This is a genomic window from Glutamicibacter sp. TV12E (genome assembly GCF_052441935.1).
Lineage (GTDB): Bacteria > Actinomycetota > Actinomycetes > Actinomycetales > Micrococcaceae > Glutamicibacter.
In genome coordinates this window covers 1,741,032-1,767,109 of record NZ_JBQVVF010000001.1, presented here as the reverse complement: position 1 = coordinate 1,767,109, position 26,078 = coordinate 1,741,032, and the positions used below count along the sequence as shown (strand labels likewise).

Annotated in this window: 24 protein-coding genes; 9 read left to right on the top strand and 15 right to left on the bottom strand. The window is 63.7% G+C overall.

The annotated features are described in order from the left end of the window. Window positions 1-4 precede the first annotated feature (4 nt). Both ACT7DV_RS08280 and ACT7DV_RS08275 read left to right on the top strand, forming a co-directional pair. Complete coding sequence (locus ACT7DV_RS08280) at window positions 5-1,300, top strand: MFS transporter (RefSeq protein WP_444661746.1); 1,296 nt, start codon at window positions 5-7, stop codon at window positions 1,298-1,300. Window positions 1,301-1,529: 229 nt separating this feature from the next. Further along, complete coding sequence (locus ACT7DV_RS08275; RefSeq protein ID WP_444661745.1) at window positions 1,530-1,841, top strand: hypothetical protein; 312 nt, start codon at window positions 1,530-1,532, stop codon at window positions 1,839-1,841. Between the two features lie 12 nt (window positions 1,842-1,853). Here the strand turns inward: ACT7DV_RS08275 and rraA are convergent, their stop codons facing one another. The 12 genes from rraA to ACT7DV_RS08215 form a co-directional block, all read right to left on the bottom strand. Next, window positions 1,854-2,330, bottom strand: a complete 477-nt coding sequence (gene rraA / locus ACT7DV_RS08270; RefSeq protein WP_444661744.1) for a ribonuclease E activity regulator RraA — start codon at window positions 2,328-2,330, stop codon at window positions 1,854-1,856. A gap of 77 nt (window positions 2,331-2,407) precedes the next feature. Further along, complete coding sequence (locus ACT7DV_RS08265) at window positions 2,408-3,802, bottom strand: amino acid permease (RefSeq protein ID WP_444664807.1); 1,395 nt, start codon at window positions 3,800-3,802, stop codon at window positions 2,408-2,410. A 177-nt stretch (window positions 3,803-3,979) separates the two neighbouring features. Then, entirely contained in the window at window positions 3,980-4,273 is a 294-nt protein-coding gene (locus tag ACT7DV_RS08260) for a hypothetical protein (RefSeq protein ID WP_236995204.1), read from the bottom strand. Between the two features lie 38 nt (window positions 4,274-4,311). Next, a complete protein-coding gene (locus ACT7DV_RS08255; protein ID WP_444661743.1) occupies window positions 4,312-4,905 on the bottom strand; it encodes an HdeD family acid-resistance protein in 594 nt (197 codons plus the stop codon). A 238-nt stretch (window positions 4,906-5,143) separates the two neighbouring features. Continuing rightward, window positions 5,144-6,643, bottom strand: a complete 1,500-nt coding sequence (locus ACT7DV_RS08250) for an aldehyde dehydrogenase (protein WP_444661742.1) — start codon at window positions 6,641-6,643, stop codon at window positions 5,144-5,146. A gap of 40 nt (window positions 6,644-6,683) precedes the next feature. Then, window positions 6,684-8,114 (bottom strand): aspartate ammonia-lyase, encoded by a 1,431-nt coding sequence (locus ACT7DV_RS08245; protein ID WP_444661741.1) that lies wholly within the window; start codon window positions 8,112-8,114, stop codon window positions 6,684-6,686. Next, window positions 8,111-9,307 (bottom strand): M20 family metallopeptidase, encoded by a 1,197-nt coding sequence (locus ACT7DV_RS08240; RefSeq protein ID WP_444661740.1) that lies wholly within the window; start codon window positions 9,305-9,307, stop codon window positions 8,111-8,113. The genes ACT7DV_RS08245 and ACT7DV_RS08240 overlap by 4 nt, the downstream gene beginning before the upstream one ends. After that, window positions 9,297-9,968, bottom strand: a complete 672-nt coding sequence (locus ACT7DV_RS08235; RefSeq protein WP_444661739.1) for a DUF1028 domain-containing protein — start codon at window positions 9,966-9,968, stop codon at window positions 9,297-9,299. Before ACT7DV_RS08235 ends, ACT7DV_RS08240 begins: the two co-directional genes overlap by 11 nt. A gap of 9 nt (window positions 9,969-9,977) precedes the next feature. After that, on the bottom strand, window positions 9,978-10,385 hold the full coding sequence (locus tag ACT7DV_RS08230) for a RidA family protein (protein ID WP_444661738.1): 408 nt from the start codon (window positions 10,383-10,385) through the stop codon (window positions 9,978-9,980). A gap of 29 nt (window positions 10,386-10,414) precedes the next feature. Then, window positions 10,415-11,698 carry a flavin-containing monooxygenase gene (locus tag ACT7DV_RS08225; protein WP_444661737.1) on the bottom strand — a complete coding sequence of 428 codons (1,284 nt, stop codon included), beginning with the start codon at window positions 11,696-11,698 and terminating at the stop codon, window positions 10,415-10,417. A 111-nt stretch (window positions 11,699-11,809) separates the two neighbouring features. Further along, window positions 11,810-12,325 (bottom strand): hypothetical protein, encoded by a 516-nt coding sequence (locus ACT7DV_RS08220; RefSeq protein WP_444661736.1) that lies wholly within the window; start codon window positions 12,323-12,325, stop codon window positions 11,810-11,812. Next, the gene (locus tag ACT7DV_RS08215; protein WP_444661735.1) at window positions 12,322-13,854 is read right to left on the bottom strand and encodes an APC family permease; all 1,533 of its coding nucleotides are present in this window, start codon (window positions 13,852-13,854) and stop codon (window positions 12,322-12,324) included. The genes ACT7DV_RS08220 and ACT7DV_RS08215 overlap by 4 nt, the downstream gene beginning before the upstream one ends. Before the next feature lie 522 nt (window positions 13,855-14,376). On the opposite strand from ACT7DV_RS08215, the gene ACT7DV_RS08210 reads away from it, so the two are divergent. Continuing rightward, on the top strand, window positions 14,377-16,338 hold the full coding sequence (locus ACT7DV_RS08210; protein WP_444661734.1) for a primary-amine oxidase: 1,962 nt from the start codon (window positions 14,377-14,379) through the stop codon (window positions 16,336-16,338). Window positions 16,339-16,456: 118 nt separating this feature from the next. Continuing rightward, window positions 16,457-17,056 (top strand): TetR/AcrR family transcriptional regulator, encoded by a 600-nt coding sequence (locus tag ACT7DV_RS08205; RefSeq protein ID WP_444661733.1) that lies wholly within the window; start codon window positions 16,457-16,459, stop codon window positions 17,054-17,056. On the opposite strand, the gene ACT7DV_RS08200 is transcribed toward ACT7DV_RS08205, so the two are convergent. From ACT7DV_RS08200 to ACT7DV_RS08190, 3 genes are all read right to left on the bottom strand, one after another. Next, window positions 17,053-17,988 (bottom strand): LysR substrate-binding domain-containing protein, encoded by a 936-nt coding sequence (locus ACT7DV_RS08200; RefSeq protein ID WP_444661732.1) that lies wholly within the window; start codon window positions 17,986-17,988, stop codon window positions 17,053-17,055. The two genes, ACT7DV_RS08205 and ACT7DV_RS08200, sit on opposite strands and share 4 nt — an antisense overlap. An 81-nt stretch (window positions 17,989-18,069) precedes the next feature. Beyond that, window positions 18,070-19,287 (bottom strand): alpha-hydroxy acid oxidase, encoded by a 1,218-nt coding sequence (locus tag ACT7DV_RS08195; RefSeq protein ID WP_444661731.1) that lies wholly within the window; start codon window positions 19,285-19,287, stop codon window positions 18,070-18,072. 32 nt (window positions 19,288-19,319) lie between these two features. Next, window positions 19,320-20,633 carry an MFS transporter gene (locus ACT7DV_RS08190; protein WP_444661730.1) on the bottom strand — a complete coding sequence of 438 codons (1,314 nt, stop codon included), beginning with the start codon at window positions 20,631-20,633 and terminating at the stop codon, window positions 19,320-19,322. A gap of 127 nt (window positions 20,634-20,760) precedes the next feature. Between ACT7DV_RS08190 and ACT7DV_RS08185 the strand changes: the two genes are divergently transcribed. The 5 genes from ACT7DV_RS08185 (at window position 20,761) to ACT7DV_RS08165 (ending at window position 26,046) form a co-directional block, all read left to right on the top strand. Further along, complete coding sequence (locus tag ACT7DV_RS08185; protein WP_444661729.1) at window positions 20,761-21,396, top strand: GntR family transcriptional regulator; 636 nt, start codon at window positions 20,761-20,763, stop codon at window positions 21,394-21,396. A gap of 7 nt (window positions 21,397-21,403) precedes the next feature. Next, window positions 21,404-22,786 carry a helix-turn-helix domain-containing protein gene (locus ACT7DV_RS08180; RefSeq protein WP_444661728.1) on the top strand — a complete coding sequence of 461 codons (1,383 nt, stop codon included), beginning with the start codon at window positions 21,404-21,406 and terminating at the stop codon, window positions 22,784-22,786. A gap of 207 nt (window positions 22,787-22,993) precedes the next feature. Further along, a complete protein-coding gene (fepB, locus tag ACT7DV_RS08175) occupies window positions 22,994-24,010 on the top strand; it encodes a Fe2+-enterobactin ABC transporter substrate-binding protein (protein ID WP_444661727.1) in 1,017 nt (338 codons plus the stop codon). Window positions 24,011-24,016: 6 nt separating this feature from the next. Beyond that, window positions 24,017-25,039 (top strand): FecCD family ABC transporter permease, encoded by a 1,023-nt coding sequence (locus ACT7DV_RS08170; protein WP_444661726.1) that lies wholly within the window; start codon window positions 24,017-24,019, stop codon window positions 25,037-25,039. After that, the gene (locus ACT7DV_RS08165; RefSeq protein WP_082689530.1) at window positions 25,039-26,046 is read left to right on the top strand and encodes a FecCD family ABC transporter permease; all 1,008 of its coding nucleotides are present in this window, start codon (window positions 25,039-25,041) and stop codon (window positions 26,044-26,046) included. The genes ACT7DV_RS08170 and ACT7DV_RS08165 overlap by 1 nt, the downstream gene beginning before the upstream one ends. The last annotated feature ends 32 nt before the right edge of the window (window positions 26,047-26,078 follow it).

Below are 26,078 nucleotides of genomic sequence, written 5' to 3'. Positions count from 1 at the left end.
GATGATGACTGCGATCCAAACCCCTGCCCAGCCGGTCATGAGCGCGCGCCGCATTTTCATGATCGCCGGCTTTGGCACTGCCCTCGAGTTCTATGATTTCACCGTCTATGGACTCGCCGCCGCGTTGATCTTCCCGAAGCTCTTCTTCCCCGGCTTCGACCCGCTGGTGGGAACAATCATCGCCTTTGCGGCCTTTGGCTCCGGCTTCCTGGCCCGGCCGCTGGGCGGCATCGTGTTCGGGCACTTCGGCGACAAGTATTCCCGCCGCACGGTGCTGATCACCACGCTGAGCATCATGGGCGCCTCGACCTTCCTGATCGGCTGCCTGCCCAGCTATCAGACACTGGGCGTGGCCGCGCCGATCCTGCTGGTGCTGCTTCGCCTGCTGCAGGGATTCTCGGCTGGCGGCGAATGGGGCGGCGCCTCGCTGACAGGTGTTGAAAATGCCCCCGAAAAGCGCCGTGGCCTCTATGGGAGCTTCACCTCGATGGGCATTGGCCTGGGCAGCCTGCTCGGGTCAGGAGTCTTCGCGCTGCTGACCCTTCTGCCACAGGACCTGCTGTTCTCCTATGGCTGGCGCGTGGCGTTCTGGCTGGGTGGGGCCCTGGTCATCGTCGGGCTTTTCGCCCGTAGAAGCATGCCGGAGGAAAAGCCCTCCGCGGCACCCACCCAGGGCGCTCCCCTGGTTGAAGCCCTGCGCAAGCATCCGCGGCAGATCCTCCTGGCCATCGGCGTTGCCTACGGCTACAACACCATTGCCTACATCGGTTCCATCTTCACCGTGACTTACGCGGAACAACGCGACTACTCCCCCACCATTTCCATGTTGTTCCAGGTAATCGGCGCGGCGGTCTTCGTCATCTCGGCGCCCGTCATGGGCGCGCTCTCGGACCGTTATGGGCGCAAGAGGATCGTCGGCTGGGGAACCGCGATCTACACCGGCATCTTTTTCCTGTTCTTCCCCATGGTCGACGCGCACATCGGATGGCTGGTGGTCCTTGCCTACGCCTTGCTGAATATCTTCATGGCTGCCCCGCAGGGATGCATCCCGGCCTTCCTCTCCGAGCAGTTCCCTCGCAAAACCCGCATGTCCGCAATCAGCACGACCTACCAGACCGGCGCGGCACTCGGTGGCGGTACCGCTGCGACCGCTGCGGCCGCGCTCTTCGCGGCGATGGGCGGCAATCCCTTGGGCGTTGGCCTCTACTCTGCTTTCGCCGCCCTGGTGCTGGTCCTTTGCACGGCGGGCCTGCGTGAAACGTCCAAGATCCGCACCGGCGATCTGGGGCTCAAGAACTAGGAGCAGCGAACCGGCGGGTTCCCCTGTGCTTGCTCGAAGCGGTGCCGCGGCAAATTCCGCAGCGCCGCTTCGTGGCTTCTACCCGCCAAGGCGCCCATCGCCGCCCGCTACGGGCGTCGCCCGGGTCCGGCACGGCGGGCGGGAACGGTCCTCGCCTTTAACCCGGCCTGAGCCCTATGATGAACAGATCACCGGTACACCGGCGTTGCAGCAGCTGAAAGGGCAGGTCATGTCACAGGAATTACACGCTTCGGACGACTATGAAGCACGGTTGGAAGCCGCCCACAGCAACCCATTGATGGCGGCCGGACGCTGGGTGGTCGCGCTCGCCTCGGCAACTTTGGGCGATGGCGAGTTCGAAGCCAACGAGCCGCAGGTCGTGGTCCATTCCCGCGTGGACGATTCGGTGATGCTGCGCTTCACCACCTCCAGCTTGGAGGAAGCCGAACGCCTGATCGTGCAGATCCGCGAGGACTTGGAGAATCTGAGCACCGAGGAGTTCCGCGCCGAATGGGAGCCCGCAGCAGACCGGAAACGGTAGCCCTGTACCGGGCTACTGCTCGATGAGGATTCCATCGATATCCGCGTAGACCATCGCCCCGGGGCGCACCTTCGCGTCGCCGAGGCTCAGGACTTCGTCCACTGCGCCATGCGAGCGCTTCACGGTCTTGCGCGGGTTGCTGCCCAGGGCCTTGATGCCCAGTTCCATTTCCGCCAGGGCCGACCGGTCGCGCACGGCGCCGTGGATGATCACTCCGGCCCAGCCGTTTGCTTCAGCGCTGGCGGCAATCATGTCACCCATCAGCGCATAGCGCAGCGAGCCGCCGCCGTCGACGACGAGCACCGATCCATTGCCCGGGAAGCTGAGGATCTCCTTGATCAGCCCGTTGTCTTCATGGCACTTCACGGTGCGTGCGGGCCCGTGGAAGGACAGCCGTCCGCCGAAGTCCTGGAATTGGACCGAGACGGACTGCAAGGACTCGCCGTGCTGGTCGTACAGGTCTGCGGTGCTGATGGGATCCTGCTGCATGATGCTCCTATGAATCTGCGATGCTCTTCCACCCACAGCATAGCCGCGCACCGCGTGCCTTCCGGTAGATGGCGGTTCTAGAGCTCAAGCTCCTGCTGGTAGGCCTTGGCATCGAGTGCGCCCAAGCGCGAGTGGCGGCGTCCGTAGCCAAGGTAGATGCCGACGCCGACAATCATCCACAGCCCGAAGACCACCCAGGTGATACCGGCCAGGTTGAACATCAGGAAAAGGCAGGCGGCAATGCCCAGGATCGGAGTCACCGGATACAGCGGAACCCGGAAAGTGCGCGGAGTATCCGGCTGGGTCTTGCGCAGGTACATGACCGATACGCCGACCAGCGCGAAGGCGAAGAGCGTGCCGATGCTGGTGGCTTCGGCCAGCTGCCCCAGCGGAATCAGCGAGGCCGCAATGGCGACCAGCAGGCCGGTGACGTAGGTGCCAATCACCGGGGTGTGCGTCTTGGGCGAGACCTTGGCGAAGAAGCGCGGAACCAGGCCATCGCGTCCCATGGAAAGCAAAATGCGCGTCTGGCCGTACAGGGTGGTGAGCACCACCGAGACGATGGCGATGACCGAAGCCAGCGCGAAGGCCAGCACCATCCAGCGCTGCCCGGTGATCTCCGAGACGATCTGCACCAGGGCGGCTTCGGAGTCGGCGAACCAGTTCCACTCGCGGGCACCAATCGCGGCAACGGCTACCAGCACGTAGATGGCGGTCACCAAAGCCATCGCGATCATGATGGCACGCGGCAGGTCCTTCTGCGGGTTCTTCGCTTCCTCCCCGGCGGTGGAGGCTGCATCAAAACCAATGTAGGAGAAGAAGACCATCGAGGCCGCGCCGGTGACTCCGGCCGCGCCCATCGGCAGCAGCGGGGCGAAGTTCCCGGCGTTAAAGGCAGTAAAGGCGACGATCACGAAGAAGACCAGGATGGCGATTTTCACCAGCACCATGATGGTATTGGCCATCGCGGATTCGCGGGCTCCGCGCACCAGCAGAACGGTTGCCAGCACCACGACGATCAACGCCGAAAGGTTGATCACTCCGCCTTCGCCCGGCCCTCCGGCCAGGGAATCGGGCAACGACAAGCCGAAAATCTGCAGGGTCTGATTCACGTAGGCCCCGGCTCCGACAGCTACCGCCGCCGCGGAGACCGCGTATTCCAAGACCAGGCACCAGCCGCAAATCCATGCGACTCCTTCACCCAGGGTGGCGTAGGAATAGGAATAGCTGGAACCAGACACCGGAACCATGCCCGCCATCTCGGCGTAGGATACCGCGGAGAGCAGCGCGGTGATGCCCGCCAGCACAAAGGCGATCCAGATGGCTGGCCCGGCCACCGGCACAGCAGATCCGAGAATGACCAGGATACCGGTCCCCAGAGTGGCGCCCACCGAGATCATCACCAGCTGCATGACACCCAGCGAGCGTTTCAGCGAGCCAAGCCCGGCGTTGCTGGCAGCGTCATTGGCCATCGCGTTGATGGATTTGCGCCGCAGCAGCTGCTTGCCCAGAGGGGTGCGTCCGGCCGGCGGGGTGGTACTGGTGCTACTCACGGGAAATCCTTGATACGTATTTGTCGCAAACGGGAACGCGCCGGGACTATCTGTAATGGACAGTCCCAGCGCGTGATCTCTGGCTAAGCTTTATTATCAGTCTTCAAACTTCTTGTCCGGGTTGGCCGAGGATCGGTTCACGCCGGTCCCCTTGCCCAGGTCTGGATCATTCTCCTTGCCTGCCATGGTCATCACCGAGATGACCAGAAGGCAGGCGATGAAGGCAATGCCGAAACAAGCCAAGCCGATGTCGAAACGCAACGGATTTTGCGATCCGCCGGTGGAGCTGACCAGGCCGACGACTCCCGCGACGATCGCCATGGCCAGCGAGAAGCTCAGTGGGCCCTTGATCGACTGGCTCCACGGCTGCTTCTTCTTGTTGTTTCCCACCAGAAACTCCGTTTCTACTTTTACTGCAGACTTCAAGACTAGTTGTTTTCCTGCGCCGACGTATCAGTCGCGGGCGCGGCCGTTGCCTTCATCTCGTGGCGATGGCCGAATCCGGCAATCAGCTCGAAGACCGCAAGGACAATGGTGCCGCCGCCAATCAGGCCGAAGAGCGCGTGGGCGTCCATGCCGCCGCTGAAGCACAGCGCCATGGCCAAAATCACGCCCACCGCACCGGTGACCAGCTGGTTCCTGAACGGCGGGAAGGCGTGACGGAGCTTGGCAAAGACCACGAGCTCGGCAACGCCGGAGACCAGGAAAGCGAAGGCTGCAATGTATCCGATCCAGGCCACCGAGGGCAGGAAGATGGTGGCAATACCGGCCAGCAGCATCAATCCGGCACCAGCGGCATAGGGGCCGCGGGATCTCTCCGGGGCACTATCCACCGCCACGTACTGCCACATGAATACGCCGGTGACTACGAGGAACCCGGCCGTTGAATAGGCCAAGGCCTTCTGGTCCGCGCCGATCCAGAAGATCGAGAGCAAGGCGTAGGCCACCGCAGTGAGTCCGCGCAGGAAGACCGGGCGGAAAACATCTTGGGCTTGGGTTGGGGTGGTTTTTGGTGCAGGCACAATTTCTATTCTACCGCGCATAGAACTAACCGCCAGTTCGGCAATGGCGAAAGCGGGGACGCGTGGATGGCTGGCCACAGAAATACGAGGCTCCAGTTCGCAGCGTCAGCGCAGGATTGCCGCGGAGGCCATTTTGTAGTGAATCGCCAGGTGCCGCTGCAAGGGCCCAACTGCCAACCGCGTGCGGGGCGATAGGCAGTCGGGCCCAAACCAATGGTCTTGGCAGGTCCTGGCGGAGCTAGCCGTGCTGGATCCATGTCGTTTTCAAGCCCGTGTAGTTATCCAGTGCATGCACCGATAGGTCACGGCCGAAACCGGATTGCTTGAATCCTCCAAATGGGGTCGTCAAACCCAGCGCATCTACAGTATTGATCGACACTGTTCCAGCTACCAGGCGAGCAGCGACGCGGTGGGCGCGGGAAAGATTCGTCGTCCACAATGATGCGGCCAGCCCATATTCCGTGCCGTTGGCCAGTTCAATCGCTTCCTCTTCGGTATCAAAGACGCTGATCGTCGCCACGGGGCCAAAAATCTCCGTATGGTGCAGCGGATGCTCGGCCGGCAGCTGCGCAATGATGGTCGGTTCAATATAGGCATCGGACCCGTTCAAGGTCAGCCGCCGACCCCCAGCGCGGATGACCCCGTCATTCCGGCCGCTCTCGATGGCCTGTTCCACCTGATCGGCATGGGCGCTGTTCACCAGTGCTCCGGCCCCTCCATGCCCAGGATCCAGCGGGTCCCCCGGTGCATAATCGGCACTGTGCTTGGCCAGTGCCTCGATGAACTGCTCGGCAATGCCGCGCTGGACCAGGATGCGCGAGTTCGCCGAACAGACTTCGCCTTGGTTATAGAACGCTCCGAAGGCCGCTTTGGCCGCCGCTGCATCAAGATCCTCGACATCATCGAAGATCAGGTTGGAGCTCTTTCCTCCGGCTTCAAGGCCCAGACGCTTCATATTGGACTGCCCCGAGCTTTCAAGCAGCCTCTTGGCCACCGCCGTTGACCCGGTGAAGGCCACAGCATCCACATCCATATGGCCCGCCAGCCCTTCTCCCACGATCCGCCCTGAACCAGGAACAACATTGAGCACGCCGGCGGGAATGCCCGCTTCCACAGCCAATTCGCCTAGCCGCAACGCTGAAAGCGAGGACTGCCCAGCTGGTTTGAGCACGACGCTGTTTCCGGCTGCCAAGGCCGGTGCGAGCTTCCAGCAGGCAATTTCCAGCGGGTAGTTCCACGGAGTAATAGCCGCCACCACGCCCAGCGGTTCACGCGTCACCAGTGCGGTAGTGCCCGGTGGAGTTGAAGGGATTTCATCAGATAGCTTGTCGACAAGCTCCGCATACCAGCGGAAGGTCTCGACACTTCCCGGGACATCCACCGTGGTGCTCTGCGCGATAGGCTTTCCCATGTCGAGGCTGTCCAGCAATGCCAGCTCTGCGCCATGCACCTCCATCAGGTCCGCCAAGCGCAGCATGGCTTCCTTGCGGGCCGCGGCGCCGATGCGGCTCCACTGGCCGCCCTCGAAGGCAGCCCGCGCCGAAGCAACTGCCGCTTCAACGTCCTCGCTGGTGCAGGCGGCAATATCGGCCAGATGGCGCCCATCGATCGGGCTGATGCTGGGGAACGTCTCTGCGTTCGAGGCGTCCTGGCGTTGCCCATCAATCAAGGCTCGCCCGTCAAGACGAAGCGACCCGGCGAGCTCTCGCCATGACGTGTCTGTAGATAGCTTGGTCATTGTTTTTCTCCAATGCGAAGTGGTGCGTGGCGTGGTTCTTTTATCCGGGAGGGCATTGTGCGCCACTACCGGTGAGCGTGCTGGGATCCAGCGCGCGGGCCAGTTGCTGTGGCTCCAATAATTGGCGTTGGGTGACCAATTGGGCGAGGTTCGCGCCGCTGCGCTGGGCCTCTTTGACCAGCGAAGCCGAGAGCGCATAGCCCAGCAGCGGGGTCAGCGCGGTGACCACGCTCAGTGATTCATCCATGCGGCGGGATAACAAAGGTTCGTTGGCTTCTATGCCTTCGACACAGCGCTCCCGCAGCAGAAGGCTTGCCGTGCCAAGCCACTGGATGGATTCCAGCAGCGCATCAACCATCACCGGTTCAAAGGCATTGAGTTGCAGTTGTCCGGCCTCGGCCGCCATGGTGACCGTGGTATCTGCGCCGGCGATCCGGAAAGCCACCTGGTTGACCATCTCCGGAATGACCGGATTGACCTTGCCCGGCATGATCGAGGATCCAGCCTGTACCGGCGGTAGGTGGATCTCGTTGAAACCGGCCTGCGGCCCCGAAGAAAGCAATCTGAGATCATTGCAGATCTTGGAGAGCTTGATGGCTGCTCGCTTCACGACTCCGGATACCAGCATGAAAACTCCGGTATCGCTGGTTGCTTCCACCAGGTTCTCGGCACTGACTACCGGCACACCGGTCAGTTCTGCCAGCTGCCTGACGGCTTCTTTTCGATAGCTGCTGGTGGCGGTAATCCCGGTTCCGATGGCCGTGGCACCAAGATTGACTTCGCAAAGGTGCGACAGCAATTCCAGCATGCGGGCCCGGTCTTCTGCCAGGGTATCGGCAAAGGCCCGGAATTCTTGGCCGAGGGTCATCGGCACCGCATCCTGCAATTGGGTACGACCCACCTTCAGGATATGGCCAAATGCTGCCGCCTTGGCCCGGAAGGCTTGTTCCAGCAACTGATGCTCGTCGCAGAGCGCCACCAGTTCAACGTGCAGCGCCAACTTGGCAGCTGTGGGATAGGTGTCATTGGTGCTCTGGCTGCGGTTCACATCGTCGATCGGATTCAGCTGCGCATAGTCCCCCTTGGCCAATCCCAGAATTTCCAGGGCCCTGTTGGCGATGACCTCATTGACGTTCATGTTGGTGCTGGTTCCCGCGCCTCCTTGGATGCGGTCCACCACAAAATGCTCGTCCAATTCAGCGTTCATCACCTCTTGCGCGGCTTGCTCGATCGCTCGCGCTTTGAAGGCAGGGAGCAGCCCTTGGGCTTCGTTGGCCCTCGCTGCTGCCTGCTTGATCGCGCCGAAGGCCCAGATCAACTGGCGCTGGCTGCCGATGGTCCGGCCACTGACCGGAAAGTTTTCCAGGGCCCGCTGGGTGCTGATGCCGTAGTAGGCCGCGGCGGGCAGGCGGCAGCTTCCCAGCGAATCGGTTTCCGTGCGCCAGCTTGGATTGACGGCTGGTGCGCTCATGCCTGGGGTCCTTGAACGGCGGGGAAATCTGCTTCAGCGATGAGGTAGTCAAGGCTGGTCAGAGCCAGGGCAATGGATCCGTCGTGGATGGCCTGATTGGCTGTCTGGCCTACGCATTGGGCAGCGAACTCTGGCTGGTGGTTGGACACCGGATAGCAGCCCAGCCCGATATACGGGTGGATGGCCGGGACCATCTGCGACACATTGCCCATATCGGTCGAAGCCCGATTCATCGTGGCCTGTTCCGCCGGCGCGTCGAAGCGGCGCCCCAAAGCCTGGGCATGCCGCTGGTAGATGGCCAGCGCGCGCAGGTCGGTACGGAATTCGGAATATGGCTCTGATTCCGGGGTCATCTCCAGTTCGCAGCCGGTGGCTATGGCCCCGGCTTCGAAGCAGCGCTCCACCCGGGTTTCAAGCTTTTCGAGCTCGACAAGGTTCTGCGCCCGCACGTACCATCGCCCCTCGGTTTTTCCTGGAATTGCGTTAGGTGCTTGTCCGCCATTGGTCTGGATTCCGTGCACGCGCGTGCCGGCCGGAAGCTGTTGGCGCATCAGCCCCAGCGCTACCTGGGCCACAATAAAAGCATCATTGGCGTTGACGCCCTGTTCCGGGTAGGCGGCGGCGTGCGCTGCCCGGCCACGGTACTCCACATGGTGGTGGGCGACCGCATAGGGATTGGCCTCCGCGCTGTCCACTGGGGCCGGGTGGGCCATCAGGGCCAGATCCAAGCCTTGGAAGGCGCCGCGTTTCAGCAGCTCGATCTTCCCTCCTCCGCCTTCTTCGGCCGGGGTTCCGTAGAGTTCCACCTGCAGCCCGGCGTCATCGGCCACCTCGGCCAAGGCGATGGCCGCACCGCAGGACATCGCCGAGATGATGTTATGGCCGCAGGCATGTCCCAGTCCGGGCAGGGCGTCGTATTCTGCCATCAGCCCGATCCTGCGAACGCCGCTGCCGTAGACAGCCCGTATTGCCGTGGGGAATCCGAGGTAGCCGCGCTCCACCGTGAAGCCGTGCTGTTCCAGCAGCTGGGCAGTCCATTCGGCGGCCTGGTGCTCTTGCCACCCCAGTTCCGGGTGGGCATGCAGCTTTTCGGAGAATCCAACCAGCTCCTCCTGCAAGGCCTTGGCCTTCTCGGAGGCCTGCTGGCGCCAACGCTTCAATTGGCCAGATCGTTCCAATGGCTCAGCGCTCATCGCCAGGCACCCCGTAACCAGCCGAAGCCGCGGGCTCCAAGGCTCGTTGCACGTAGTCATCGCGCTGCGGCAGCCAGATGTCCAGGACCCGTTCCAATTCCGCAATTGGATCCTCGTGCCAATCAACCCGCAGGTCGGTGTCGCGCCAGCCGTGGCCGGAGACCACTGCCAGTCCCGCCGAGTGCACCGGACCGGCTTCTCCCCCGGCAGCAATCCCGGCTTGCAGGGCTGCGAGCAGCCGCTGTTCAAGTTCACCGCCGGCCTCGGCGAATCCCTGCGCCACCGCCTGCGGAACCCCGGCGTTGGCCAGCATGTTCCCGGCGGCCACGCAGTGCTGCCCTTGGGCTGCGGCATAGATGCCCAGGGTCTGCTCCCCGTGGTAGAGCGCCTGGTTCCCTTGGGCGTCGAGCACCGTGAGCTGCCGGAAGGCGGCGTCCGCATAGCCGTCCAGCGCCGCGTCCAGCGCCTGCTGCGCGGTGGCTCCGTCTTGGAGCAAGTCCAGGATCCTGGTGCCCAGCCGCGGATCGGTGATGTTCTGCGAGCTGACCGCGCCGACGTGGTCGCGCAGGTGGGTGCAGCGGGCGGCGACCGCCGGCGAGGAGGAGGACACGGCAAGACCGAAACGGCCGTTGCCATCGGTACCGATCACACTGAATGTCATGGATGCTCCCTAGGAAATCACTGCGGTGGCGTCAATTTCGACGAGCCACTCTGGACGAGCCAGGGCCTGGACCACCAGGCCGGTGGATACCGGATAGACGCCCTTGAGCCACTTGCCCATGGTGCGGTACACGGTCTCCCGGTAGCGCGGGTCGATAAGGTAGACGGTGACCTTGACGATGTCCTCAAGGCTGCTTCCGGCTTCCTTGAGCAGCATCTCGATGTTGGCCATGGCTTTTTCGGCTTGCACCTCGACGTCCCCGATGCCCACCGATTCGCGGGTATCCAGGTCCTGGCCGATCTGGCCGCGCAGGTAGACGACCCCATTGGCCACGACCGCCTGGCACAGATCGTTATCCAGGTTCTGTTCCGGGTAGGTGTCTTTTGTATTGAAGGTGCGGATGCGGGTGTGCTTCATTGGTTTCTTTCCTTAAGGCGATGGCGGGCTCAGGCGGAGGCCGCGGAGGACAGCGCGCTGGCCGTCATGGGCTGGTGGGCCGCATAGGCACGCTGGATGCCGATCTGGTCTGCAATGTACTGCGCATCGTGCCAGACGCCCCAGATGAAGCTGGAGCCGCGGCGCGATTGCCATGGCAGGCCAAGGAAGTAGACCCCGGCTTCCTGGGCGACGCCCTTCTGGTGCCGCGGGCGTCCGCGCTCATCGAAGGTGTCTGCTTCCAGCCAGCTGTAGTCCACGGAGAATCCGGTGGCCCAGATGACGGTGGTGATCCCGGCAGCCGCCAGGTCGAGTTCGGCCAGCGGATCGGCCAGGCAAGCAGGCAGCTCGCCCAGCTCCCGGGCCTCGGGCTCCTGGGGGAAGTCCAGTCCGTTGCGCTCGATGTAGGCATCGGCTTCGTCCAGGATGGAGAGGTAGTTCGCGTCGCCGCGGGCCACGTTCTGGGCCACATCCGGATCGAAGCGCAGGACTCCGTCGCGGTAGCTGGACGCGCGGCCCACCAATGTGATGCCCTGGCGCCCTAGGGCACGGAAGTTCACCGTCTGCCCGCCGCGGGCACCGCTGACCGCGATGGTCACGTGCTCGGCGCCCTGGGGTGGCGCGGACATTTCCCACTTGTTCAATACGCCCAGCCACCAGCAGAAGTCCTGTCCGCGGTAGCGCCGAGGCGGGCGGTCGTGCGGCCCCACGGCCAGATGGACCTGGCGTCCGGACCGGTGCAGCTCGTCGGCGATCTGCACGCCCGAGGATCCCGCGCCCACCACCAGGACGTTGCCTGCGGGAAGCTGGTCCGGGTTGCGGTAGCCGCTGGAATGGATCTGGTTCACCGGGGCATCTGCCGGAACGATCTGCGGGATCACCGGGTTCTGGAAGGGACCGGTCGCCGCGACGACGTAGGACGCTTCGATGCTTCCTTCGCTGGTTTCCACCGTGAAGCCCGGGCGGCCCTGATTGCGGGTAACCCGGTTGACCTGCACTCCGGTGCGCACCGGGGCGCCGATCTGGGCGACGTATTCCTCGAAGTACTGCGCCACCTGGTCCTTGCCGGCAAAGCTTTCGGGCTCGATGCCGCTGAATTCCCGGTTCGGGAACCGATCGTGCCAGGCCGGGCCATTGGCCACCAGGGAATCCCACCGGCCAGTCCGCCAGCGCTCGGCAATGCGGTCCTTCTCGAGCACGACGTGGCTGATGCCGCGCTGGCCCAGGTGCTCGCTCATCGCGATGCCTGCCTGGCCTCCGCCAACCACCACTACTTCTGTGCGGGTATTCTGCATTGTTGTGCTCCGTCCATGGGAGTTGTCAGTTGGTGTCTAATCCAGATTCGTCCCAGCAGGACAAATCTGTAAAGAAGTTCTTTTAATTGATATGAATCTGAAAATCAGATGCTAAATCTGTCGTCCTTCGACCAGCAGCCGGCCAGCGCACAGCGCAGGAGTGCGATCAGCCTTGGGGACCGGGAGATCCGCGTCGACCTGCTGGCCGCTAGCCAGGGTGCGGGCGATCACTGCCAGCAGCATCACGATCACCAGCTCAAAGCCGACCAGGCCCAGCATCTCCTGCAGATGCCCGCTCGGGGCGGCGATCGCCTCCGGCCCGCCACCGTGCCGATGACCGCCGGAGGAAGCATGGGCGGTGATCAGGCCCATGTGGATCAACGCACTGCCGCTCGAAATGGCCATGGCCAGCAGGGTTTGCCGGCGCAGGCCATGGCGTCCGAACAGGGGGTGGATGGTGCACCACAGGCATAGCAGCCCGCCGGCCAGCATGAACAGCGCCATGGACCCCGGGGATCCAGCCGCGAGGAGGAAGTGCGCCACAGCCGAGGCCCCGGTCAGCATCCCGACGGCCCACGGTGCCCATGCGGCAGCCTGCCTGCGCCCGCGGGCCGCGAGAGCGCTCATGGCTGGGACGGCTCTTCAAGCTTGCTTCGCCCGCTGCCGCCGGCCTCAGCGGGATCCGCCTCCACCCGGCGGACCTTGGCGCCGCGAATGTAGCCGACCACGCCCAGGACCAGGATCGCCACCAGCGTTCCCACGGCAAAGAGCTCGAATTCCATCTGGGAAACTCCCCAGATCTCCTCGAAGTCGTAGTCTGCTCCCAGCACGGCTTCCAGGGTGCCGGGGAATACCGCGACCCACGACCCCAGCAGGATCCAGGCGAAGCAGATGCCGCCGAGGATCTTGAAGACGCCGTCGGATACCGGCACCCGGAAGGGGCGGTCAACCGCCGGGAATTTGCTGCGCAGGCGCACCGCTGCTGGAATCGCAATGAGGTAGCTGAGCAGGAAGGTCGAGATGGAGATGGTCAGCACGATACCGAAAATGGCCGCACTGGATCCGTTCAGCTGCATGGCCATGAGCATGAAGATCGTTGCCACGATGCCCGAGAGGGTGTTGACCCTCATCGGGGTTCCCAGCTTGGGGTTGAACCGGCCGAAGTAGCCCCCGAAGAAGGAACCGTCAGCTGCGGCCATCGCCTGCATTCGGTCTGAGATAATCATCCACGCACCGCCCTGGGAGACCAGCACGAAGCAGAAGACCATGGCAGCGATGGCCAGCATGGCCGGCGCACCCGCGCCGAAGATCGTGAAGACTTCCTCCACGGCACCGAACAGCCCGCCAATGCCGGTGATCTGGTCCATCGGGACCACCAAGAGGATGGCCAGCACCGGAAGCAGGTAGCTTCCGGCAGCCAGCAGCGAAGTCCGCGCAATCGATATGGGCACGTCCTTGGCCGGATTCTTCATTTCACCCGCGGCACTGTTGCCGGACTCGAACCCGAGGAAGGAGAACAGCAGCAGGGGCGTCAGCCCGAGGAACCCACCGACGCTGGGCGAGAAGTCCTTGACGGACAAGCCGTTGAATCCGTTGATGAATCCATAGATCAGCGTGACCGCCAGGAAGAACACCAGGAATCCGACCTTGAGGATCGCTCCCAGGGAAGGCAGCCACTTGCCGTGCTTGAGGCTGATAATGGCCGAGGTGACGGTGATCCAGATGAAGGCCAGCTTGAAAAGATAGTCCCCCATCGAGCCGGATTCTATGGGTGCCACATACTCGGACCAGGTTTCCACCGCGACGAAGGACATCGCTCCGCCCACCCACACCGGCTGGGTCACCCAAGTCAGGAGCGAGGCAATGGCGGCGACAACTCGTCCGAACGCCATTCTGGTCCATACATAGACGCCGCCCTCCTCGGTGAAGGCGCCACCGGTTTCAGCGAAGATCAGCCCGTAAGGAATCATGAAGGTGACCGCGAGAATCAGGGTCCAGGTAAAGGTTTCAGCACCGAAACCGGAGACCTGCCCAAGGATCTCGATAGAGACGACCGCTGCAACCACCAGAAGCAGAAGGTCCATGCGGCCCAAGCTCTTTTGCAGATGCTGCGTCTGGTCTTGGGCAAGCCTTGTTGAAGATGCATCATTATGCATGTCTATTTCCTTTTGCCGTTCCCTCCGCGGACGCATCCGGCCCGTGGAGGCGTGGTTCCCTTGCGGAGCTGATATCCAAAGCTCTCCAGGGCTGCTTGCGGCGACGCGTCTTCCAGTTGGCTCAAAACCACAGTGCTTCGCGTCACACGACCCACAGTAGAGCGCCAAAACAATCGCGTAAACAAATATTATTAGATGATACAAATCTGAAATTCAGATCCAAAAGGCCGCGACCCCCGGCCCGACACCAGCCCGATGCCCGCACACCTCAGCCAGCATTGGTGATCCCCCGGAGGCATTGCTCGCCACATCAGGCAGGGTGCCGCGGGGCGGAACTACCCCCCGTCTTGCTCCAATGCCATCAGGAAACCAAGGAAAATTCCATCACATGAGCGCCCACCTGCAGCCCGGAGCAGGGGCCGGTGGGAAATATTCCCGTCCAGTGGTTGCCATTGCGTGTATGCCCTGTCACAATCGAAATTGATTTTGAACGCTTGTTCCATAAAAAATCGAGGAGAACAGATGGCCCACTTAGATTCGGCGACCGCGATGCAGACGGCGCATCCGCTGGCGCAGCTGACCGGAGCAGAGATCCAGCAAGCCCGCAGCATCCTGGCCCAAGCAGGCCTGGTAGAAGAGACCACCCGTTTCGCCTACCTCGGATTGCTGGAACCGCCCAAGGAACAGCTGTACGCCGGCGGACAGACAGCGATCAGCCGCAAGATCCGTGCCATGCTCTACGACCCGAGCATCCCCCGCTCGTTGGATATCACGGTCAGCCTGGACAGCGGGCAGATCGAATCTCAGCGCGAAATCGAGGTGGGTAAGGACGGGCAAGTCCCGGTGCTGCTGGAGGAATTCGACACCGTCGAAAAGATCTTGGCAACCGACGAAGGGTGGATCGAAGCCCTGGCCAAGCGCGGGCTGACCCCGTCGCAAGTTCGCGTCGCACCTCTATCCGCCGGCGTCTTCGACTACGAGAACGAGGAAGGCAAACGCCTGTTGCGCGGACTGGGCTTCGTGCAGAATTCCCCCGAAGACCATGCATGGGCCCACCCAATCGATCGCCTGGTGGCGTTCGTCGACCTCGAAAACCAGCGCGTTGACCGGCTGATCGACGACGGCCCGGTTCCCGTTCCGGAAATCAACGGAAACTACACCGACCCGCAGGTCCATGGTGAGCTGCGCACGGATGTGAAGGCCATCGAGATCACCCAGCCAGAGGGAGCCAGCTTCACCGTCGAAGGCAACCACCTGTCCTGGCTCGGCTGGGACCTGCGCGTCGGCTTCGATGCCCGCGAAGGACTCGTGCTCCACCAGATCCACCACACCCAGAACGGCACACGCCGCCCATTGATCCATCGCGCCTCCATCTCCGAAATGGTGGTCCCCTACGGCGATCCATCCCCCTACCGCAGCTGGCAGAACTACTTCGACACCGGCGAATACCTGGTGGGACGCGACGCGAACTCGCTGAAACTCGGCTGCGACTGCCTGGGCGAAATCCACTACATGTCCCCCGTGGTCGCCGACGACTTCGGCAACCCGCGCATCATCGAAAACGGGATTTGCATCCACGAGGAAGATGCCGGAATCGGCTGGAAGCACACCGATGAGTGGGCAGGGTCCAACGAAGTGCGCCGCAACCGCCGCTTGGTGGTTTCCTTCTTCACCACGGTCGGCAACTACGACTACGGCTTCTACTGGTATCTCTACCTCGATGGCACCATCGAATTCGAGGCCAAGGCCACTGGCATCGTCTTCACCGCGGCGTTGCCGCACAAGGGCTACGAATACGCCTCGGAAATCGCGCCGGGCCTGGCCGCCCCGTACCACCAGCACCTCTTCGGCGCCCGCCTGGACATGATGATCGATGGCCACACCAACGCTGTTGATGAACTTGAGGTAGTCCGCCTGCCGAAATCCGCAGGCAATCCGCACGGCAACGCATTCACCCAGAGCCGGCAGCGCCTGGCCACCGAACAGCAGGCGATCCGCGATGCCAATGCCGCTGCAGGGCGCGTCTGGCAGGTCAGCAATCCGAATTCGCTGAACCACGTGGGCGAGCCGGTCGGCTACACCCTGTACCCGCAGAACAACCCGACACTGGCGATGGCCGATGACTCATCCATCGCCGCCCGTGCCGCCTTCACCCGGCATGACCTGTGGGTCACGCGCTTCGCCGAGGGAGAACTGTACGCCGCTGGCGACTTGGTCAACCGCAATCCAGGCGGAGCCGGGCTCCCGGCCTTCGTGCAGGCCGACCGGGACATCGACGGACAAGACATCGTGCTGTGGCACTCCTTTGGCCTGACGCACTTCCCGCGCCCCGAGGACTGGCCCATCATGCCAGTGGATACCGTAGGCTTCACGCTCAAGCCCCACGGATTCTTCAATGAAAATCCCATGCTGAACCTGCCCGCCTCGACGGGCTCGCACTGCTCCGCCCCAGCAGGCCAGCCCGCAGGACACTGCGGAGCATAGCTGGCTGGCCGCTGCGGCCATGCAAGGATGGACAGGACCTGGACTGGCCGGCCCAGTTCCTGTCCATCTGCCCCTGACCGACCAGACTCGGCGTTGCCCGCCGGAAAGCTGCGTGACCATGCCTCGCCTCGTCGACCACGAAGAGCGCCGTGTTGCCATCATCCACACCACCTGGAACATTATCGCCACCCGCGGCATCGAGAATGCGACCATGCGGGATATCGCCAAGGAATGCGGCTATGCCACTCCCGGCATCATTTCCCACTACTTCGCCAACAAGAACGAGCTGTTGCTCGCGGCCTACGAGTTGATCTGCCAACGCACCGACCAGCGGATCGCCCACGTACTGGCTTCGCGCCGCGGACTGGATGCGCTGCTGGCCTTGTGCTTTGAAATCATCCCGGCCGATGAAACTACCATCGCCGAGGCCCGGGTGGCGATTGCTTTCTGGCAGAGGGCGCAAACCGATGAGTCGCTGCGCAGGATCGGGGCAGCGGCCCTGAACGCCTGGATGGTGCAAATCAGCCAGTGCCTGAACGAAGCCAAGGATCTGGGCGAGGTTCCCCGGGAGCTGAATGCCAACCACGCACGGAGCGAACTCATCAACGCCATGATGGGGTTGCACATTACGTCAATGCTGGAACCGGCAGAAGTCACTTCTTCGCATCAGCGGCACCTGGTCAAGACCATGATCAACCGATATCGATCAGCCGCCTAGCCTGGCTGCATGCCTCCCGTGCCCGGACCTTTGGCGCGTCCTGCAATCTGGGCGTGCACGGCATCGGCCACCGCTCTCATGCGCCCCGTGGGCCGCTGCGATCGAAGATAGGCCAGCACTGTGCGCAGTTCCGGGACTTGATCCGCGATTTCCACGATGGCCACCTCGTTGCCGTCGTAGGTCATTGAATGCGTCGGCCGCTGGTGCAAAATGGAATATCCATGGGAGTGCGCGACGAAGGTGCGCACCGTTTCATAGCTTGCCGACTGGAATCGGACGTCAGGCTCCACCCCGGCTTGGCGAAGAATCGACAGCATCAAGTCCTTTGAGTGCGGCATATCCAGCAGGATAAATGGCTCGGTGGACAGCTGCTGCAGCTTGATGGCCTTTTTTCCGGCAAACCTGTGCGCCCTGGGCAGCGCAATATATGGCCTGGCGTTGCTGACGGTGCTCGTGGAAACATTCTCCGGCAGTCCGAGGTCATAGCACAGGGCCAGATCTGCTTGCCCCTCGCTCAACGCCCGGGAACAGCCGGCCGCGTCGGCTTCGATGACTTCCAACACAAGATCCGGGTGATCTGCCTTGAGACGGTTCACCAGGTCAGGAATGTGGAAAGGTGCCAGCGTGCTGAAGCACGCCAACCTGACCACCCCCGAAACGCTGGCCTGGTCGCCTTTCGCGTTCTCCACGACCTCTTCGAGATGCGCGAGCACGGCGTTAGCATCTTTGAGAAACAGTTCGCCGGATTGCGTCAGCAGCAGGCCCTTGGCCCGCTGCCGGATGAACAGCTGGGAACCAATCTGCTTCTCAAGCTGCGCTACCGCGCTGGACACGGCGGACTGGGCGACATTCAGCCGCTCGGCCGCACCGGTCATCGACAGCTGAGCTGCCGCTTCGCTGAAATACCGGAGCTGCGTCAAGGTGATGTCCATGCGGCCAGTATATGCCCACCACATCATCAATTACGATTTGAATCACGAGATATCATCTGTGGATCAGTTGTTCTTCCAGGGCTAGCGCCGACGGATCAAATGCCCGTCCAGATCGCTGATCGAGGCAGCGCCCATCAGCTGCATGGCCACCTCCACCTCCTTGGCCAGCAGTTCGATAACGCGGTCGACACCCTGCTCGCCGCCGGCCATCAGGCCGTAGAGATAGGCTCGGCCGATCAGCACGAAGTCGGCCCCGGCGCACAGCGAGGCGACGATGTCGGCACCGGACATGATGCCCGAATCCAGGATGATCTCCATGTCTTGGCCCACCTCGGCGCGGACCTCACTCAACGCTTCGAAGGCAATCGGGGCGCGGTCCAGCTGGCGTCCTCCATGATTGGAGACCACGAGCCCATCGGCCCCTGCGGCCTTCGACTTGGCCGCATCCTCCGCGGTGAGCACCCCCTTGACGAAGAGCTTGCCTTTCCACAGCTCACGGATCCATTTCAGATCATCGAAGTCCAAGGAGGAATCGAACATGGAGTTGATGATGCTCGGAAGGTCTGCCGAAGATTCGGAGAGCGAAGCGAACTTCAGCGAATCGGTAGTCAAGAAGTTGAACCACCATTCCGGGCGGTAGGACGCATCAATGACGGTCCTGAGGGTCAGTTCCGGCGGGATCTTCATCCCGTTGCGGGTATCGCGATGGCGCTGCCCGGCCACCGGGGTATCCACGGTCACCAGCAAGGTGTCAAACCCTGCGGCAGCCGCGCGCTCCACCAGGGCTCTGGACTTCTCGCGGTCCTTCCACAGGTACAGCTGGAACCAGTTGCGTCCTCCCGGGGCAGCGGCGGCCACTTCCTCGATGGAGCGGGTGCCCATGGTGGACAGGCTGAACGGGATGCCGGCCTTCTGCGCCGCGCGCGAGCCGCCGATTTCGCCTTCGGACTGCATGAAGCGCGTGAAGCCGGTGGGCGCAATGCCGAAGGGAAGCTTTGAGGGCGCCCCGGCAATGCTGGTGGATAGATCCGAGTGCGCGGTTCCGTGCAGGATGCGCGGAATCAGCTCGACCGAGTCGAAGACCTGCCGTGCGCGCTGGGCAGTGGTCTCCCGTCCGGCGGCGCCATCGACGTAGTCGAAGGCTGCGGTGGGTGTCCGTCGTTTGGCGATCGCCCGCAGGTCCCAGATGTCGGCGGCGGCTGCCAGACGCGCGGAGCGGCGATCGAGCGAGGGCGCCTTGAATTTCATCAGGCTCACCAGCTCGGCCAGGTCAGGCATTTGGCGTTTGAGGTTTCCCATGTTTTGCTCCCAGATTCTCTGCGGGGTTGTTTCTAGTAGAGGGTGCGTGCGGCGGATCGGGCGCCGAGGAAGATGGCGGCTGCCGAGGACAGGCAGCACAGGGCCAGGTAGCCGGCCGGCATTGCAATGGACCCGTTGCCTGCCTGCAGCAGGGCGGCGGCAATCAGCGGCGAGAGCCCGGCGACGATGGCGCCGTTGAGTTCGCGGGCGATGGCGATCCCGGTGAAGCGCACCGGGACCGGGAACAGCTCGGTCAGGAACGCCCCCTGGGCGCCGGAGGTGCACGGGATGACCAAGGCGTAGCCGGCGGCGATGCCCAGGAAGCCGAGGAAGAACTCGCCGCTGGAGATCAGGGCGAAGATCGGGAAGGCCAGGACCAGGCCCGAGATGTTTCCGGCGGCCATGATCTTCGAAGCTCCATACCTGTCGGCCAGCCGGCCTCCCACCGGGGTAAGCAGCACCGAGACCAGAGAGCCCAGGGTCACGGCCAGCAGCGCCTGGCTGCGCTCCATGCCGCTGGAGACCATCAGGCTCAAGGAGAACACGGCGAGGATGTAATTGACCGCGTTATGGCCGGTGATGGCCAGGAATCCGAGGATCACCCGCCGCCAATGCCCGGTGAAGACCTGGGCCACGGGCAGCTTGGCGCGCTGCTGGCTGGCGCGGGCCTCGGCCATGGCCGCGGCGTAGTCCGGGGTCTCCTCGAGCCTGTTGCGGATGTAGATGGCCACGATGAAAAGCAGTGCCGAGACCAGGAACGGGATGCGCCAGGCCCAGCCAAGCAGGGCCTGGTCCCCCGCGAGCGAGACCAGGTAGAAGCAGACGGTGGCCAATGCAATGCCCAGAGGCGGGGTGGAAAGCACCAGCGAGGTGTAGAAGCCGCGCTTCCTGGGTTCCGCGTATTCGGCCACCAGGGTCATTGCTCCGGTCAGCTCCGCACCGGCCCCGAAGCCCTGGACCAGGCGCAGCAGCACCAGCAGGGCCACGGACCAGGCTCCCCAGGCCTCGGCCGACGGCAGCAGCCCGATGCCCACGGTGGCAATGCCCATGAGGATCACCGAAAGCAGCATGGCCGGGCGCCGGCCGAAGCGGTCACCCAGATGCCCGATGACCACGCCGCCCAGCGGACGGGCCACAAAACCCACCGCGAAAGTCGCGAAGGCGGCGACCGAGGCCGCCGACTGGCCGGCGCCGGAGAAGAACAGCGGGCCGATCACCACCGACGCGGCGGCGCCGTAAAGCGCATAGTCGTACCACTCGATAGCCGTGCCGAATATCGACGCCGTCAAGGCTCTCCGCCGGTTGCGCACCTGGTGCGCTTGGGTCGAGGGTTGTGCAGTCGTCATTGCCATGCTCCCCTGGTGAAGTCTTGCACTGTAAGATTCCTGAAATATATTTCAACTCAGACTAAGCTGGGACTCGGACCCGCGTCCAGTGCGGACCGAAAAATTACCATCTGGGAATCGGGGAATCATGTCCAGCTCGCTTTCCGAGAAGCTTGTCGGCATCCTGCGCGATCGCATCAATCGCGGCGAGCTCGCCCCCGGGACACTGGTCATCGAGCCGGCCTTGGCCCAGGAATTCGAGGTCTCCAAGACCCCGGTGCGCGAATCCCTTCGCCAGCTCGCCAGCGAGGGGCTGCTGCAGGTACTGCCCAAGAAGGGCTACCTGGTGCGCCCGATCTCCCTGAATGACGTCTACGAGGTCCTTGAGCTGCGCTGCCTGCTCGAGCCCCATGTCGCCGGCCAGGTCGCCATGATGCATTCTGCCGATCTGGTGGTGCAGCTGGCCGGCCATCTCGAAGACCAGGAGAAGTTCGCGATCAGCGACCCGATCTCCTCCATGCACGCCGCGCAGCGCTTCCACAGCGCGTTGTGCGCTGCCTCGCGCAACTCCCGCCTCGTCGCGGTCCTGGAGGGATGCTATGCGCAAACGGCCCGGGCGCACTATGTGCTGCCAGCCATGCAGCCCTACATGTCGCAGTCCGATGAGCTGGCCGAGCACCGCAGGATCCTGGCCGCCATCCAGGGCTCGGATGCCGCCGCGGCCACCGAGGCCATGGCGGTGCACATGGAATCCATCCGGCGTGCGATGCTCGGCAACGACTGAGCGCCCCATGCCCCAGCACGCCTCGGCCTATCCATTCGTCTCCGCCGATGTCCAGGTCGCCTGGAAGTGCAACCTGGACTACAGCATCGTGGTCTTGGCGCACCAAGGCACCGCGCGAGTGCATTTCGAGGATGCGGCGATCGAACTGCTGCCCGGGCAGGCACTATGGATTCCCCAGCGCATGGCCCATATGGTCGAGCACGCCGCCGGCAGCTTGGCGCTGGCGATCCTGGTTCCAGCACGCCACAGCAGGAGCAACGCCGCACTGCAGCGCATCGAGATTCCTCCGGGCCACGCCGGTTGGATGTTCCACCTCATGCTGCTCACCTTGTCGCCATTGCATCGCGGCCAGTTGCCCATGGCCCGGGTCGTGGAGCATCTGGAGCGCTTCACCGTGCAGCGCCACAGCGCCCCGCTGCCCGGACTGCCAGCTGCGCGCCATCAGGCCCTGGCGCGCGCTCGTCGAGGGCTGCGCCCGGGCCAGCACGATGCGCCCAGCCTGGCCGGGTTGGCGGCGTCGGCAGGAGTCTCCGAGCGCACCCTGCGCCGGCAGATCGCAGCTGAGTACGGCATCGGCTTCCGGGAGTTCCGGCGCCGCGCCACGGCCCCGGAATCCCTTGCCGCCATCGCCGAGCACTGGCAGCCGGTTCCTGCCCTGACCACGCGCTGGATGAGCTTTCCACAGCATCGCTACGCATTGTGGGCCTATCAAGGACGCGGGTCCATCAGCGTGGCGGATCCCAGGAACGGCGAACAACAAGTCCATACCCAACGGGTGGAGGCCGGCGAACTGCTCATCATCCCGGACGGCTATTCCGTCCGCCTGGATATCGATTCCGGCGCGCTGTTCTTCCCATTGAGCATGCCCCTGCGGCCGGCAGAGCGCCTGGCCGACCTGCGCCTTCCGCTGCGCTTGCCACGGGAACTGGAGCCGGTGCTGCTACGCCACGCCATCGCGCACATCACCGCGCTGCGCCCGCTGCACTACGATCGCCGCAAGGCCTTCGAGCTGCTCGAGGATGTTGCCGGATACCCGGGGTTGCGCTGGCCCGACAGCCCGGGCTTGGCGGCCATTGCCCGTCGGCTCCTCGTAGACGCCAGCGCCCACGCCGGATTCGCCCAACTGGCCGCGGAGCACGGGATGAGCCTGCGCAGCCTGCAACGGGCATGGCGCGAGGCCACCGGCAGCACTTTGTCCGCCTGGTCGCTGGCCCATCGCATGCGCCGGGCCGAAGGCATGCTCGCCGCCGGCCTGCCACTGCCTTCCGTCGCCCGCTGGGCGGGGTATGCCCATGTCCCGAATTTCTCCCGTGCTTTTGCCGCCTCACGGGGGCGTCGCCCCGGTTCGGTGCATCGCTCGGGAAGTTCCGGACAGCTCAATATCTTTTAACGACAGATTCCCCATGGCCGAAGAACACCGGCATTCGCGCTCTTGCCCGGGATTCCCAGGCCTGGACCAGGCCAGATGCCGCTTCTGATGTATGGGTACCCTAAGTGATTAAGGATAGGCTTCTATCTCGTTATCAACCACTTGCTTTGCCTCCGGAAACCGCCCACGCGCAGCCGCAGGCAACCCACCACCAAGGAGAGAATCCAGGTGCGCTTCAACCTTCGTACGATTGCTTCGACCACCGTGGCTGCGGCCCTGATGCTGGGCCTCGGGGCCTGCACTGCCAGTGGCTCCGCCACGCCTGAAACCAGCGACACCCAGTCCTCGGCCGCTCAACAGGGCCAATGGCCACGCACCGTCACCGATGAAAAAGGTTCGGTGACCATCGAAGAACAGCCCAAGCGCATCGTGAACACCGCGATCTCCACCACCGGATCCCTGCTGGCTATCGACGCACCCGTGGCAGCCACCACCATCACCACCCCGGGGCCGGAAGCCGACTCCAACGGATTCTTCACCCAGTGGAGCGAAGCTGCCACTGCCGCCAACGTGCAGCCGCTGTACAAGATCGGCAACTTCGACCTGGAATCGGTCATCGCCCAGGACCCCGACCTGATCGTCGTCTCCACTTCCGGCGCCGACTCGGTGATGGACCACTACGACCAGCTCAAGGAAATCGCCCCGACCATCGTGGTCAACTACTCCAATAAGGACTGGCCAGAGCTGACCCGGCAGTTGGCAGAGGCCACCGGACATGAGGCTGAAGCCGAAAAGATCATTTCCGAATTTGACGAGCGCGCAGCCCAGGTGAAGGAAAAGCTGGCCATTGATTCAGGTACCACCGCCTCCATCGTTTCCTACAACAAGGGCTCGGCCTCGCCTGTGGGCAAAACCACTGGACCGCACTCCCGGCTGATCTCCTCCTTGGGCTTTGAGGTCGTTGAGCCGCCGGAAGAGTACAACACCAATCCACAGAAGCGTGATGACTTCGTCTTCACCTCCTATGAGGGCCTGGCCAAGTCTGCCACCGGCGATGCGACCTTCCTGATTGCGGCCACCGAGGACACCGCCAAGAGCTTCCTCGCGGATCCCACCTTGGCCAACCTGCCTTCGGTCAAAAGCAAGAATGTCTTCCCGCTGGCCAATTCCTTCCGCCTGGACTACTACTCATCCAGCCAGATCTTGGACTACTTCGAGAACGACTTCCCTTCCTTGGCAAAGTAAGGCCACGTGTTCCAACCTCGCACCGCTCCAGGACACCGCTCACCACTGCTGTGGTGGGCGGCGGCCTTGGCCATGCTCTGCATCCTGATCGCCTGCTCCTTTGCCGTCGGCTCCGCTTCCATCGGGCTGCGCGAATCATTGCGAGCCATCACCGGCTTCGACCCCTCCAATACCGAGCACCTGCTCGTGCATGAACTGCGCATCCCACGGACCTTCCTGGCCATTCTGGTCGGCGCGGGGCTGGGGCTGGCCGGAGCACTGATGCAATCTCTGACCCGCAATCCGCTGGCCGAACCGGGGTTGCTCGGAGTCAATTCAGGAGCCGCTTTTGCGGTGGCCATCGCCATTACCCTCGGGGTGATCCAGCCGGCGGTGCTGATGCTCTTTGCCTTTATCGGCGCCGGCATCAGCAGCATCGCCGTGTTCCTGCTCGGCCAGCGCAGCGCCCGGGGAAACGACCTCTCCCGCATGGTCCTGGCCGGGGCAGGACTCTCGGTCATGCTCGCGGCAGCCACCACCATTTTGATCATCGGCGGAACTTCGCAAAACCAAACCAAATACGCTTCCTGGGCCACCGGTTCACTGCAGGGACGCGGCTACGATGTCCTGCCGGCCACCCTGGCCGTGATCCTGATAGGTTCGGTGCTGGCCCTGTGCATGTCGCGCACCCTTGATGCGCTGGCCCTGGGCGAGGATTCGGCCAAGGCCCTTGGCATCAGCACGCAGCGCGCCTGGGCGCTCGGGCTGCTGGGAATAGTCCTGCTCTCCGGAGCCGCCACCGCGGCGGCCGGACCCATCAGCTTTATCGGCCTGGCCGCCCCGCACGCCGCGCGCATGCTGGTAGGAGCCGGCCACCAGCGCCTGCTTCCCCTGTCCATGGCCCTGGGAGCGCTCGCATTGCTCATTGCCGATGTCCTCGGCCGAATGCTCGTCAGGCCCGATGAAGTCGGTGCCGGGGCCATGAGCGCGCTGATTGGCGCACCACTGTTCATCCTGTTGGCCCGACGCATGCTCAAGGCAGGCAGCTAATGGCAAAAAGCCACTACACGAAGGCGCGCCGGCACACGATCATGATCACCCTGGGGGTGCTCCTGTGCGTATTGGCCATCGTGGCGCTGGGCACCGGAACCATCCGGCTCTCGCCCCCAGAGGTCCTTCATGCCCTGGCCGGCCACGGCAGCCAGCGGGATCGGCTGGTCATTGGCTCCATCCGAGCACCGCGCGTGCTGACCGCGATCGGTGTGGGCGCGGCCCTGGGCGCGGCCGGAGCGAGTTTCCAATCCATCGCCCGCAACCCGTTGGGCAGCCCCGATATCATCGGCTTCACCACTGGGGCCGCCACCGGCGCGGTGGCGCAGATCGTCGTGTTCAATGCCGGCGCCCTGGCCACGGCGGGTGCGGCGATGGCCTGCGGGCTGCTCACCGCGGGGCTGGTCTACTTGCTGTCCTATGCCGGGGCGCGTACCGGGGGCCAGCGCCTGGTCATCATCGGCATCGGGGTCAGCGCCATGCTCTCGGCTGCCAATACGCTGCTTCTGGCCAAGGGCGACGCAGAGCTGGCGGCCCAGGCCAACCTCTGGCTCACCGGTTCACTGGGCGGACGCAGCTGGTCCGATGCACTGCTGGTCCTGCTGGCCCTGGCCTTCCTCCTACCGGTGCTGCTGTGGCATTCCACCGGGATGACCCTGCTGGAAATGGGCGACGACGCGGCACGCGCCCTGGGCGTGGGGGCCGAAACCGTGCGCCGCGTGACCATCTTCACCGCGGTCTGCCTCAGTGCCGCGGCCACGGCGGCGGCCGGACCGGTAGCCTTCGTCGCCTTGGCTTCGGGAGCGATTGTTCGCCAGCTGATCGGTTCGCGCACGGTCCCCATCGTGCCCGCGGCGCTCACCGGCGCCGTCTTGCTGCTCGGCTGCGATGTTGCGCTGCAGCAGCTGCCCCTGCAGTGGCAAATGCCCATCGGCATGGCCACCGCGCTCGGCGGCGGCCTGTACCTGCTCTTCCTGCTAACCCGAAACCCTGCACGGCGCCAATAGCCCGCACTAGCCACCAACCCGAAGGAGCCCTC